This window comes from Rhodococcus sp. NPDC049939, from assembly GCF_040656415.1.
Lineage (GTDB): Bacteria > Actinomycetota > Actinomycetes > Mycobacteriales > Mycobacteriaceae > Rhodococcus_F.
Map to the genome: position 1 here is coordinate 47,840 of NZ_JBFAMC010000004.1, position 13,648 is coordinate 61,487.

The window sequence follows — 13,648 nt, forward strand, 5'->3', positions numbered from 1 at the left end:
GTTTCCGCGCGATCGGGTGGGTTATCGAGAATTGGTGCAACCAAACGGGGAGGGTTGCACCTCGACCCGGCGACCGTCGCCGCGTTACTTGCTCTCGGCTTCCGACTTGATGCGGGCGAGCGTCGTGTTCATGCCATTGATGAGATCGGCCTCGAAGTCGTCATTGCTGCCGAAGAAGGTCTTGACCATGAACTGCGACAGCTTGGACACGTCGGTCGGTACCTCGCGGCGCTCGATGACCGTGGTTCCGCCGGCGATGGGCTCGAGTTCGTACGACCACACGGCGCCGTTCTCGGGGATGCGGAACGCGATCTCCTTGCTGGGCTCGAACCTCACGACCTTGGACGTCGTCGGCCAGACGATGAAGCCCTTGCGGTTGATGTTGAAGGTTCTCGTGCCTTTTCGAATGGTGCCGCCGATGACACGCATCTGGCGGCACTGAGGGCTCCACTCGCTCATCCTCTTCAGATCGGACACGATCGCCCACACTTCCTGTGGGGTCGCGGCGATATCGATCTTGGCTTCGAGGGGGTTGGCCATCGGCTGTCTCCAGTCGGATAAAGGTGATACGGACGGTTACGACTACCTTCGCGCCATCGTAGGCGCCGCCGGCGGGTACGTGTGCGGGCAGACCACGTTGGGCGATGGCGGCCCCACTGCTCGGATTGTCGAAAATTGGTGTAACCAAAAGGGAGGGTTGACGATGAGCCCAATGTAGACGAAAGTTTGCATAAGGAAATTGTCGAGTTGGTTTCGGAAGTGATTTGTCGTGAAGGTGTATTCGATCCTTCGACGGAATCGTAGGTCTGTCCCTCTGCTCGAGTCAGCCCGTATGCAAGGCCGTCCGTCCTCGTGGCCGAGTGAAAAACTCGAACGCCTCCTGACTCCCAATGAGATCGAGGAGATTCGCCGCAAACGGTAGACCGACTCGTGCAGGCCTGCGGTCAGGTTCGCCAGGGCCTGATTCCGGCCTTTACCGCAGAGGGTCGAAATTCCGCATGACGTCGGGAACCTGGTCGCCGGTCAGGGATTCGGCCATCATGCGACCAGTGAGCGGCCCCAGGGCGATGCCCCACATTCCATGCCCGCCTGCCACGTGGACTCGGGGCGAGCGTGTGGCACCGATGAGTGGAAGTCCGTCAGTAGTGCAGGGCCTGGACCCGACCCATTCTTCCTGGCGGGATTCCCAGTCGATACCGGTGAGCATGGATTTCGCGGATTCGACAATGACCCGGACGCGGCGTGAGTCGAGTGGAGCATCGGGACTGCGGAATTCCATCATTCCGGCGACGCGGAAGCGATCGTGCAATGGAGTGCACGCTACCCGCTGAACAGGAAAGTAGACCGGGTTCTTAGGCATCTGAGCGGGTTGGACGCTGAAACTGTAGCCGCGGCCGGCTTGAACGAGTGCGCGAACACCGAATGAGCGGGCGAGCGCGTTCAGCCTTGCACCGCTGGAGAGGACGACGGAATCGGCGGAAACAGAATCGGCTGTGCGTGAAAACAGTCGGACGCCTCCGTGTTCCCCGTCGCGGATTGCCGCGACATCGAAGCCGGATACGATCTCGCCGCCTCGGGCCAGCACGGCATCGGCCAGGGAGTGCACGAAGCGAGGAGGATCGATGAAGCGTTGGTTGCGCAGGCGGAGACCGGATCGGATGCTCTCGTCGAGGCACGGTTCGAGAGATCGAATCTCCTCCCCGTCGAGGCGGTCGTACTCGACCTCCCCACCCGCGGCTTCGAGGTGCTGGAACTCATTGATGAGCGGTTCTCGTTCTTCGTTCGACTTGAACCCGACGAGAAACGGGTCGGCCAGGTGCGTCTGTTCCCGCACGCCGCCATCCGCGAGTTCGTCGTACGCGCCCAGCGACATCCGGTTCACTTGGGCGTACACCTTCATGGCGGACTCCCAGCGGGAGGTGGTGCAGTGCCGGGCGAAGCCGGCGAGGAAGCGGAGGAGGTGGGCGTCGGGGGGGAGCGGGACATACACGGGGGAGGATGGATTCAGCATTGCCCGCAGCCCGTACTTCAGGACCGCAGGCTCGGGGAGCGGCAACGTCAGTGCGGGTGCCAGCCATCCGGCGTTGCCCCACGACGAGTCGCCTGCGACGCCCTTCCGATCGACAATGGTGACGCGGACGTCGCGCTCTTGAAGAAACCATGCCGTCGACAATCCGACGATTCCGGCACCGACGATCGCGACATGGCCCGGGTGTTTGTCTGCGCTCATAAGTCAATAATCGGTCGGTAACGGCGGTCAGGGATTGGCCGTTCGGCCAGTGCCGGACAAGGCCCCCTGTGCGATCGCACAGGGGTCAGTGGTCCCGCAATCCGACCAGTTTCAGGTGCAACATCAAGATGAGCCTGGTGTCCGCATCGGTGAGGTCGACTCCGCATGAGTCGGTGCAACGCCGGAGCCGGTTCCGCAGGGTGTTCGGGTGCACGTGCAACGCGGCCGCGGAGGCGGAGACGTCGCCGCCTCGGGACAGGAAGGCGCGGGCTGTGGCCACCAGATCTGTGCCGTGCTGCTCGTCGTGTCGGGCAAGTGCGGCAAGCGGAGTGAGAACGCCGAGCCCGTCGAAGATGTCGGCCGCGCGTAAGGCCAGTACCGAGGCGAGGTTCTCTTTCATGGTCCCGACAACGCCGCCTGCCCGTGCGTGCTGCAGGGCGGTGAGCACCCAGTCCGCGTCACCTTTCGATAGGTGTGCCTGACTGGCCGTGTTCACTTCACGCCCGACCGCAACCACGAATTCGGACCCACTTCGGGCCCGCCCGAGGAAGTCCTCGGCGAGGCGCCGGACATCCGACTCGGATGCACCGATCACCACGTAGATGACGTCGTCGAACTGGGCGGCGACCGAATCGACAGCCAGCGCCTCGAGGTACAGGGTGAGGGCGGAAAGCACTCCGGACGGCAACGATCGTCCTACGACAAGGGGTGCGGCGGCAGCTACCGTCAGCCGTCCCTCCACTCCAAGCGCTCCGGCGGCTCTCGAAGCGGGCTCACCCCCGTTGATCAGTGCACGGACACGATCGGCCTGTAGCCGGCGCGTCAGGTCCCCTCGATCCCGCTCCGCCGCGATGTGTTCGGCGACGACGGGGACCGCGGATCGCAGGATCGATTCCTGCATGGCGGTGGGAGCTGATTTCATCGCTGCCCAGATGGACCCGATCGGCCGGTCGCCATCTCGCACCGCGATCGCCGCGCGTGGCAATACCTCAGGTAGGTGCAGGTCGACATAGAGGACATCGGTGTCGTGGTACAACCGCTCGAACACCCCGGCCTCGGTGAGTAGCTGCCGCAGCCGGTCTGGCACCTGGCGTCTCAGGATTGTGTCGACGCGGGCTTCGTCCACCGACTGCTCACCAGTCGAGTAGGCGAGAACGGTCGAGTTCTCGTCTTCGATCGTGACTGGGGCGCCGATGAGTTCGGCCAGTGACTCCGCCACTGCGAACAGGTCCTCACCGCGTAGGTCCATGACCAGGAGCCTAGCCTCGAGAAGACGAAGATAATGCACGGTCCGAATTACCTGATTGCGCTGGCGAGCGCTTTCGGATCGGAGCATTGTTATAGACATGGCAACGGTGCTGGGCAGATCAGGGTCGATGTCCGCGTGGCGCGTTATCGATCCAGGCCCCGTTTCGGGTCACCCATTGGAATGGGTGAGTGAGGCGATTCCGGAGCCGCGTCCAGGCGAATTGCTGGTCAGAGTGTTGGCGTGCGGTGTGTGCCGAACCGATCTCCATGTGACCGAGGGGGATCTCCCGGTCCATCGCCCTCGGGTGATTCCAGGTCATGAGGTAGTCGGTGAAATTGCCGCACTGGGTGATTCGGTGTCGGGTGATTTCTCTCCCGGGGATCGGGTAGGTATCGCATGGCTTCGCTTCACCTGCGGGCGCTGCGCGGCGTGCCGCCGGGGCGCCGAGAATCTGTGCAGACAGTCGCAGTACACGGGATGGGACGCCGATGGCGGATACGCGGAGTTCGCCACCGTGCCCGCTGACTATGCGCTGGCTCTGCCTGGCGGCTATGGCGAGAGCGAACTTGCGCCTCTGCTGTGCGCCGGAATCATCGGCTACCGCGCGCTCGAACGCGCCGCCGTGCCGGAGGGTGGTGCGCTCGGGATCTACGGATTCGGAGGCAGCGCCCACCTGACCGCCCAGGTAGCGCTGGCAAGGGGAGCGCGGGTCCACGTGATGACACGGGGGGTCGAGGCGCGCGCGCTGGCGAAGCGTCTCGGAGCGGCGTCCGTGCAGGCGGTACGCGACGTGCCACCCGAACCACTGGACGCGGCGATTCTCTTCGCTCCGGTCGGAGATCTGGTGCCCACCGCAATGGAAGCGCTCGCCGATGGTGGCACTCTGGCGATTGCGGGAATCCATCTGACCAACATCCCAGAGCTCGACTACCAGAAGCACCTGTTCCGGGAGCGACAGATCCGGAGTGTCACCGCCAATACACGCGCGGACGCTGTCGAGTTCCTGCGCATCGCGGCGGAACGTCGGTTGACGATCGATATCCACTCGTATCGATTCGACCGGGCAGATCGTGCCTTGCGCGACTTGTCCGACGGAAAGTTCAGTGGTGCAGCGGTTCTCGAGATGTAGAGAGGAACAGATTCACGGGCGACGTGATGTCCAGCATGGACACCGTCATATTGACGACGCTCGATCTCGTCGGAGGGTTCGCTTTCCCCGCCCGCCCCAGCTCTGGCGCGGATAGGCTCGGTGCATGGCTGGCGTCAAGGGCGTTCTGCTCGACATCGACGGGGTGCTGGTCACGTCGTGGCACCCGATCGACGGCGCTGCCGCGGCTGTGCGAGAGGTTCACGAACGCGGCCTCGCCTGCGCCTACCTCACCAATACGACCTCGCGTACCTGCGACGCAATCGCGGATTCACTGCGAGCCGCAGGCATCGAGGCCGAATCCGGCGAGATCGTAACTGCGGCCCGGCTCACCGCAGAGTACGTATCGGCGACGTATCCGGGGCAAAGGGCCTGGCTCCTCAACAGCGGCGATGTCGCGGCTGACCTGTCAGGTATCGAGTTGGACGAGGACGACCCGCAGGTGGTGATCCTTGGTGGTGCAGGCCCGGAATTCACTCACCGTGCGCTCAGTCGCGTGGTGGAGTTGATGCTCGACGGTGTCCCCGTCGTCGCGATGCACCGCGGCACTACCTGGGCCACCCGTGACGGGCTACTCATCGATGTCGGTACCTACCTTCCGGGGATGGAGGAGGTTGCCGGCACCAACGTTGTCTCGGTGGGTAAGCCGTCGCTCGCAGCATTTCTCACGGCCACCGAACTGATGGGCACAGAACCCGATCTGACGATGATGGTCGGCGACGATCTGACGGGTGACGTCCTGGCCGCTCAAAGGGTCGGACTCATAGGTGCGCTGGTGCGGACGGGCAAGTTTCGACAGTCGATTTTGGATCTGTCGCAGCAGCGACCGGATCATGTCATCGACTCCATTGCGCAACTCCCGGAGCTCCTCGACGAATTTGCCTGACCGCCGTTGAAGAACCAGCCGGATGTGTAGAACCAGCAGGACGTGAAGGGGTAGTCTCGCGAGACTTCCTCTAATTCGACTCTCCCAGAAGGAGCTTCCATGCTCGCTGTCTCCTCGTCCGCCGTATCGGCCACTCTTGCTCGCGTCTCTTCTCTGCTCGGCCGACGGCTTGTGCGTGTGGGAGCAGCGACGGCGCTGGGCGTGAGTATTGCGGCGGGAATCTCGGTCGCCGGTGGAGGGGTTGCCGCAGCCGCTCCCGTCATGTGCGTCTCGCCGCCGTCCGACAACGACATCCAGGTATCGGACACCGCGAGTTGCGGAGCCAAGGCGACAGACGCCGGTTTCGCCCGCGCATCGGCAATGGACAGTGGCACGGCGGTGAGTGTCTCCAACGGTGAGGGTTCGTCCACGACCACCTTCGCGAACGGCTACGGAACCTCGCTCGGTACCTCGACGCGTTCGGGTCAGGCATACGCGATTTCACTCGGAGGAGGCATCGCTCGTTCCGCTGCGGTCGACGGCGCCACTACGGTCGCGATCGCCGGTTGGGGGTCAGGTGCGACGGTCGATCCCACCGGCGTCGACTGTGTCGGCGCGCTGTCTCTCGCATTCGACCTCAGCACCGGTCAGTTCTGCGCGATGCGCTAACCGCCCCGCCTGGCGGTTCCGTGTCGACGTTGCACTCGCCTCTCTCGAGTGCTAAGAATGCAGTTGGCACTCGCGACACGTGAGTGCCAGGTCGGGACGGTGAGGCCGGGTACCACAGACACCCCTGGTCGTCCGTCGCGGGCACTGACCCCGGCCGCAGTGCAAATGGGTCGACCCGCCCAGCGGTCGTCCTGTGTGTCACCCCGAATCCGGAGGATCACTTCGCAATGGCCAAGATCATCGCGTTCGACGAAGAGGCTCGCCGCGGCCTCGAGCGAGGACTCAACTCCCTCGCCGACGCAGTCAAGGTGACGTTGGGACCCAAGGGTCGCAACGTCGTGCTCGAGAAGAAGTGGGGCGCTCCCACGATCACCAACGATGGCGTGTCCATCGCCAAGGAGATCGAGCTCGAGGACCCCTACGAGAAGATCGGTGCCGAGCTGGTCAAGGAGGTCGCCAAGAAGACTGACGACGTCGCCGGCGACGGAACCACCACCGCGACCGTTCTCGCCCAGGCTCTCGTTCGCGAGGGTCTGCGCAACGTTGCTGCCGGCGCCAACCCGCTCGGTCTCAAGCGTGGCATCGAGAAGGCTGTCGAGGCTGTTACCGCCACGCTGCTCGACACCGCCAAAGAGATCGACACCAAGGAGCAGATCGCTGCTACCGCGGGTATCTCCGCAGGCGACCCGTCCATCGGTGAGCTCATCGCCGAGGCTATGGACAAGGTCGGTAAGGAAGGCGTCATCACGGTCGAGGAGTCCAATACCTTCGGCCTGCAGCTCGAACTCACCGAGGGTATGCGCTTCGACAAGGGCTACATCTCGGCATACTTCGCCACCGACGCCGAGCGACAGGAAGCCGTCCTCGAGGACGCTTACATCCTGCTCGTGAGCTCCAAGATCTCAACCGTCAAGGACCTGCTGCCGCTGCTGGAGAAGGTAATCCAGTCCGGCAAGCCGCTGCTGATCATCGCCGAGGACGTCGAGGGCGAGGCGCTTTCCACCCTCGTGGTCAACAAGATTCGCGGCACCTTCAAGTCCGTCGCCGTCAAGGCGCCCGGCTTCGGTGACCGCCGCAAGGCTCAGCTCGCTGACATTGCCATCCTCACCGGTGGCGAGGTCATCAGCGAAGAGGTCGGCCTCTCCCTCGAGACGGCTGGGCTCGAGCTTCTCGGCCAGGCTCGCAAGGTCGTCGTCACCAAGGACGAGACCACCATCGTCGAGGGCGCGGGCGACTCCGACGCCATCGCCGGTCGCGTCAGCCAGATCCGCGCCGAGATCGACAACAGCGACTCCGACTACGACCGCGAGAAGCTGCAGGAGCGCTTGGCCAAGCTGGCCGGTGGCGTCGCTGTCATCAAGGCAGGTGCCGCTACCGAGGTCGAGCTGAAGGAGCGCAAGCACCGCATCGAGGATGCCGTGCGTAACGCCAAGGCTGCTGTCGAAGAGGGCATCGTCGCCGGTGGCGGCGTGGCCCTGCTGCAGTCTGCTCCGGCTCTGGACGACCTGAAGCTCGAAGGTGACGAGGCCACCGGTGCGAACATCGTTCGCGTCGCCCTCGAATCACCGCTGAAGCAGATCGCGCTCAACGCGGGCCTCGAGCCCGGCGTCGTTGCCGAGAAGGTTCGCAACTTGCCCGCAAGTCACGGACTCAACGCTTCGACCAACGAGTACGGCGACCTGCTCGAAGCCGGCATCAACGACCCGGTCAAGGTCACCCGCTCGGCCCTGCAGAACGCAGCGTCCATTGCGGCTCTGTTCCTCACCACCGAGGCCGTCGTCGCTGACAAGCCGGAGAAGGCCGCGGCACCGGTCGCCGATCCCACCGGCGGCATGGGTGGTATGGACTTCTAAAGGCGGCTACGCCTCCTGCGAGTGACTGAGGAGTCCCACGGACTCAGCTACCACAAGCAGGCCCGAAGTGCCACAGAAAGGGCCCGGGACACCTCACGGTGTTCCGGGCCCTTTCTTGTGTCCGACCTCGAGTTCTACTCGCGCTGACCAGCCATGCAACTGATTCTCTCGTTCTGGTCTCATGTGGTGAGAAACAGCGGTATAAATATCCGGCAGCCTCCCAGATGACTTCGCTGGATGGTTGCTGCGTCGGTACGACAGAACAGGGAAACGAATTGCTGTACATGCACGTGCGACGTTTCGAGCGCGCAATGGCGTTGGTGGCACACTCATTTGCCGAACCGGATGGGTGAACCGGATGGTTCTGCGCATGTCGTGAACTCGAACGAAGAACGTTGCGGGCGTTTCCTGCAAAGGCATGTTCATCTTGCTCGTTTCGGAGCTTCCTGGTTCGTACGGCCCCTTGGGTCCGGTTGAATCGGAGGTGAGCCGGCGAGGCTGGACGGCAAGGGGGAGCTAGTGGCCAAGGTACGAATCATCACCTGCCTTGCCCGCCTGACGAGATTCGGCCGTGAGAAAGCTCCAGATCCTCGACTTCTCCAATCCTTCTCTGCAGCAGTAGCTCTGCTGCCAATTTTCATCCTTGTGCATGTTGGGCCGGTCGTGATAGTGACGAGCCGCTCTTGGACAAATGTCTTGGAAAATGTTGCAGCAAAATAGTTTCCAATTTTCCTACGGATTCTCCGGATCGATGATTTAATGTGATCGGCGGTAACGGGGAACTTGAAATACGTTGCTGCGCAACGACTACCAGGAGGCGTTATGGGAAGCACCACGATCACCGAGGTCATCAACTTCATCTTCGGGCAGCTCATTGGTTCGGTGGACCAATTCAGCTGATCGAACCAATCCCCGGCGTTGCCGGCATGCAAAATCCGACGAACTGACGCACGTGCGTCCAGATGATGGAGGAAACAATGGGAAGCTTGAGCGGCGGTATCAGTGCGATTTCAGCACTTCTACAGGGAATCTTCGCTTTGATGCCGACGATTATCGGTGGGTCGCTGGAAGGCTGACGAGCCGATAGGCCTCGACTCGGCTGTGGTGGTGGATTTCTCCTAGGGGCACAGCAGAGTTGATCGTTTCGGTTGCCTCAGTGTTATGCCAGCATCGCTGGAGGCGCTGGAGTCAGCTGATGCACAACACACAAGGTTCGAACGCAAGCAATGGATGCATGAATTCCGTTGCTGAAGATCAATCAACAGGAGTACACATGGGAAGCTTGGATGCCGACGATATCGCTTACATCTTCGGGAGCTTGGGGGAATTCACAGAGTTCTTCAGCTGATCGAAGGACCTTTCGGCCCGACCAGGACAGATCTACAGACAGGCACAGTGCGTCCAAGACAACGGAGGAACTATGGATAGCGTGGAACCAGGCAGCGTGGACCCGACCATGTTGAGTGTCATGCTGCAACTGCTGCAAGGGATCTTCACAAGTTCCCTGTGAGTATGACCAGCAGGTAGGGTACGAGTTCAACTGTGGCCGTGGATTCGCTCCACGGCCACAGTCGTATTTGTTCATCCCGCGTGTCGCCGACAGTCTGCCTGTTCAAGCGATCGAAGATTTGGCTTATATGCGGGGACAGTGGGTCTCAGCGCCTTTGCCTCAATTCTTCAGTGGTTGAATGGCATCAACATCCACGCTGCCAAGTAGACAAGTGCCGCCGTGCCACCCGTGACCACTGCGGCGATGATGGCGATCGACCAAACGACGTTGACGTCCAAGCCGAAGTGCTCCGCAACGCCGCCGAGCATCTTCTGGTTGCCGGACCGAGCGAACTGGCGGGGAGTGTTGCTGTCGAATGTCATGCATGCACTTTGTCCAGTTCGGCGCTTGTGCGCATCGGTCTGATCCCTGATCCTGACCCCGATATTTGACGCCGAGTGTCACCATGACGTTGTCTGCATCGTTGCGGCCGTGTTGTAGGGTGCGGTCGTGGGCAATACGAATATCGCAGTGGACAGGGTTCGCCGCCTTTAGCGGCGGACAGCGGACCTTTCGATACGCTCCGTCGCTTTCAGCACGTCAGTTGCTGGGCGGCGTCTTTGTGCTGCCCGGGCCACCCCATCATTGCCCGGAGTTTGTATTCCATGCCTACCTACCATGCCGGCCGCCATGAGTTCGGCCAGAACTTCCTCACCGACCGCAAGACTGTCGACACGATCGTCGGCCTCGTGTCCAAGACAGACGGTCCCATCATCGAGATCGGGCCCGGCGATGGCGCGTTGACCTTGCCGCTCCAGACTTTGCGCCGGCCGATCACTGCGATCGAGATCGACTCACGGCATTCGCAAGCGCTGCAACGCCGCGTCGGCCCGGGTACGAAGATTGTGCTCGGCGACTTCCTGCATTACCGACTGCCCCGAAAACCGCACACAATCGTGGGTAACCTCCCGTTCCACCAGACGACCGCAATGCTACGGCGGATACTGCATACCGAACACTGGATAGAGGCGGTTCTGCTGGTCCAGTGGGAAGTCGCGCGACGCCGCGCGGCTGTCGGTGGCGCGACGATGATGACCGCTCAGTGGTGGCCGTGGTACGACTTCGCCCTGGTCGGTCGGGTGCCCTCCTCGGCGTTCACGCCACGGCCCGGAGTCGATGCGGGGCTCATGACGATCACACGGCGGAAGGTTCCTCTCATCGAGCCTGCGGGACGTCGCCGGTACAACGCATTCGTTCGCGCCGTTTTCACCGGCAAGGGCCGCGGTTTGCATCAGATCTTGCCCCGAGTGGTTGCCACGCCTGCGAAGACGGCGGTCGAGAAGTGGCTCGCTGCCCAGCGATTTCGTGGCATTCCGCTTCCACGGGATCTCTCGCCCGAGCAGTGGTGTGAACTCTTCCTGATCGTCGATCGATACCCTCCGACAACCGACCAGAAGCCGGCCTCACCGATACCGCGGAATCGGTGAGGCCGGTCTGCTCGACAGCTGGCAGTCGATGCCTCTCGCACTACCAGGCGGGGGACATGTGCTCCCCGACTACCGCCGAACCCGGACTGCCTACTGCTTGAGACTGCCCGCCCACGAGCATCCTTCGGGCTGGTGTCACCAACGTCATCGCCCCATACAGTTGACCGGTCCGGTGTCGATCCACTGTCGGTGCGTCTACGCGAATGTGGTGACCGCCACAGGGTCCCGGGGCACGCCGAAATGGCAGCGTAGGCGAACGCGTGCGTCTTTTATTACTTCACAGTATCTAGTTCTTTTACTAGAAATGTCTGCCGATCAATGGCGTGGAGTATGCCTTTCTGCTTCCTGATCGCGAGGACTGATGTGACATGTGCTGGAATGCGTGGATTCGCAGGTAGTCGGGTCAGGGGGGTATCCCTGGGGGGGATCACGAGCTAATCAAATGGTCGAGTATCAAGGTAACTTCTCGAAATATTTTTCCGATTTGCATTCTCGTCGACGAGAAGTCAGGTACAAAGAGAACGGCGCTACGGAGGGCGCTTATCAGCAACCGACGAGAGTCAGGAGTTCAAGATGTCGCTTGAGTCGCTTGAGTCGTTTGAGGGGTCTGGGGCGGCCGGTGCCTTTATCAAACTCATCCTGATCAAGCTCGAAGCAGGATCGGGCGCGGCTGGTGGGACTGAGTAGTCACGCACTGTTTTGGGAAACTGGGGTCCCCTCGCAGGAGAGGCACCCCAGTTTCTGCGTTCAGACACGATGTGGGGGAGTCGATTCGGGAGGGAAGGCCAACCGCGCAATGGCGGGCTGGATGTACCTGAGATCCCTATGAAGTTGGTTTCCTAGTCGTACGGACTGGACCTTTTCGAGAGGCCGACTTGGAAAAATCGTGAATTATCGTCCTGAAGTAATTTTTGTCGCTGTTCGACCATGTCCGATCGGTCGGGTGTACGGGACTCGTAAATCCCCTGGTAGTGAAGCCGGGTTCGCGGCAATTGGAGAGTAACCAGCCAATCAAATGGCTAATGTCATGTAACAATTCGGAATATTTTTGATTCTCGTCAACTTTCACGGCACGTCGCGCACAAGAGATCATGGCAGGTCGGGTACAAAGAATAGGGCGTCACGGAGGGCGCTGGTCCAAACCCACACGACCACGAGGAGTGCAAATGTCCACTGATTTGTTTTCCGGCTCCGGTGAGTTTGCCGCTGATATCTGGGCCTTCATCATTGCAGCTTTCGAATCGTCCGTAGACACCTGACGTCCCAAAGCATTCCGGAACTTCACCGAAACTGGGGTCCACATGCAACACTGTGGGCCCCAGTTTCGGCGCTCTGGGGACGTTGGCTCGAAGACTTGTGAGTTGCGCCCATAGGGAAGGTGAAGGATGGTAAACCGCACTGCAGCGGGTAGGTACGGAGTTCGACTGGCGGTCGCGGCTGCTGTGGCGGTGACGCTGCCCGGTTTAGGCCTCCAGGCGTCCGCATTCGCACATCCGGCTGACGAGGGTGGCTCCTACCTGGTGGGTACCGAGAGGATCGACGATCGGCAGTCCACCATGACCGTGCATTCGGCATCCATGGATCGAGACATTCCGTTGAGGGTGATGACGCCTGCCGATACGAGTGAGCCGAGGCCGACGCTGTACCTGCTCAACGGGGTGGGCGGCGGCGAGGACGAGGCTTCGTGGCAGGAGAGCACGGATACTGTCGAGTTCTTCGCCGACAAGAACGTCAATATCGTCACGCCCATGGAAGGCGCATACAGCTACTACACGGACTGGGAGCAGCCCGATCCGAAGTTGGGTGTCAACAAGTGGACGACGTTCCTGACGCAGGAGCTTCCCCCGATCGTCGATTCCGCGCTCGGGACGAACGGGGTCAACTCGATTGCCGGCATCTCGATGGCGGGTACGTCGGTGTTGAGCCTGGCGCAGTCGGCACCTGACCTCTACGAGAGCGTCGGGGCTTACAGTGGTTGCGCGTTGACGAGCACCGTTCCCGGCCAAGCATTCGTGCGAACGGTTGTCGAGTCCCGTGGAGGCGGTGACGCCACGAACATGTGGGGACCTTATGACGGTCCGGGTTGGGCAGCCAACGACCCGTATGTGAATGCGGAGAAGTTGCGCGGACTCGACATCTACGTGAGCAGCGGGACGGGTCTGCCCGGTCAGAGCGACCATCTCGACGGACCCGGGATCGACGGCGACATATCCACACTTGCAGGTCAGATCGTTCTAGGTGGTGTCATCGAGGCTGCGACCAACTACTGCACTCAGGCGCTGGCGGGCAGATTGCACGAACTGGGGATCCCTGCGACGTTCGATCTTCGTCCCACCGGCACCCACTCGTGGTCGTATTGGGAGGAAGACCTCCACAAGTCGTGGCCGATGCTTGCGGCGTCGATGGGCCTGTAGCCACGAAAACTTGTCGCAAAGTGCTCGATTCACGGTCACATCCGTAGCCGGTCAGGTAAGAAGGGGGAGGCACTGGCAAGGGCGCGATGCATCCACGTAAGTCAGGAGCACGGGTATGGATTTGGGGTCTTTGGAATCCGGCGGCTGGTTCGAACCAGCCATCATCACCATTGACGCCGGATCCGGCGCGGCCCACGACCCAGCCATGGTGAATTAGACCGTGTTACAGCGAAACTGGGGTCCAC

Annotated in this window: 10 protein-coding genes; 6 read left to right on the plus strand and 4 right to left on the minus strand. The window is 61.7% G+C overall.

Going from position 1 to position 13,648, the window contains the following annotated elements:
* Positions 1-84: 84 nt before the first annotated feature.
* The 3 genes from AB0I57_RS15125 to AB0I57_RS15135 form a co-directional block, all read right to left on the minus strand.
* Positions 85-540 carry an SRPBCC family protein gene (locus tag AB0I57_RS15125; protein WP_358336594.1) on the minus strand — a complete coding sequence of 152 codons (456 nt, stop codon included), beginning with the start codon at positions 538-540 and terminating at the stop codon, positions 85-87.
* Between the two features lie 433 nt (positions 541-973).
* Positions 974-2,230 carry an FAD-dependent oxidoreductase gene (locus AB0I57_RS15130; RefSeq protein ID WP_358336597.1) on the minus strand — a complete coding sequence of 419 codons (1,257 nt, stop codon included), beginning with the start codon at positions 2,228-2,230 and terminating at the stop codon, positions 974-976.
* An 85-nt stretch (positions 2,231-2,315) separates the two neighbouring features.
* Positions 2,316-3,479, minus strand: a complete 1,164-nt coding sequence (locus AB0I57_RS15135) for a helix-turn-helix domain-containing protein (protein ID WP_358336600.1) — start codon at positions 3,477-3,479, stop codon at positions 2,316-2,318.
* Positions 3,480-3,606: 127 nt separating this feature from the next.
* Between AB0I57_RS15135 and AB0I57_RS15140 the strand changes: the two genes are divergently transcribed.
* The 4 genes from AB0I57_RS15140 (at position 3,607) to groL (ending at position 8,013) form a co-directional block, all read left to right on the plus strand.
* Entirely contained in the window at positions 3,607-4,608 is a 1,002-nt protein-coding gene (locus AB0I57_RS15140; protein WP_358337500.1) for a zinc-binding alcohol dehydrogenase family protein, read from the plus strand.
* 124 nt (positions 4,609-4,732) lie between these two features.
* Positions 4,733-5,512, plus strand: a complete 780-nt coding sequence (locus AB0I57_RS15145; RefSeq protein WP_358336603.1) for an HAD-IIA family hydrolase — start codon at positions 4,733-4,735, stop codon at positions 5,510-5,512.
* A 99-nt stretch (positions 5,513-5,611) separates the two neighbouring features.
* A complete protein-coding gene (locus tag AB0I57_RS15150; protein ID WP_358336606.1) occupies positions 5,612-6,160 on the plus strand; it encodes a DUF6764 family protein in 549 nt (182 codons plus the stop codon).
* Positions 6,161-6,387: 227 nt separating this feature from the next.
* Entirely contained in the window at positions 6,388-8,013 is a 1,626-nt protein-coding gene (gene groL / locus AB0I57_RS15155; RefSeq protein WP_358336609.1) for a chaperonin GroEL, read from the plus strand.
* 1,677 nt (positions 8,014-9,690) lie between these two features.
* Here the strand turns inward: groL and AB0I57_RS15160 are convergent.
* Positions 9,691-9,885 (minus strand): PspC domain-containing protein, encoded by a 195-nt coding sequence (locus AB0I57_RS15160; RefSeq protein ID WP_358336612.1) that lies wholly within the window; start codon positions 9,883-9,885, stop codon positions 9,691-9,693.
* A gap of 282 nt (positions 9,886-10,167) precedes the next feature.
* On the opposite strand from AB0I57_RS15160, the gene erm reads away from it, so the two are divergent.
* Together erm and AB0I57_RS15170 are read left to right on the plus strand one after the other, a co-directional pair.
* Positions 10,168-10,989, plus strand: coding sequence for a 23S ribosomal RNA methyltransferase Erm (erm, locus tag AB0I57_RS15165; RefSeq protein ID WP_358336615.1), 822 nt, complete (start codon positions 10,168-10,170; stop codon positions 10,987-10,989).
* A 1,385-nt stretch (positions 10,990-12,374) separates the two neighbouring features.
* A complete protein-coding gene (locus AB0I57_RS15170) occupies positions 12,375-13,403 on the plus strand; it encodes an alpha/beta hydrolase family protein (protein WP_358336618.1) in 1,029 nt (342 codons plus the stop codon).
* Positions 13,404-13,648 lie beyond the last annotated feature (245 nt).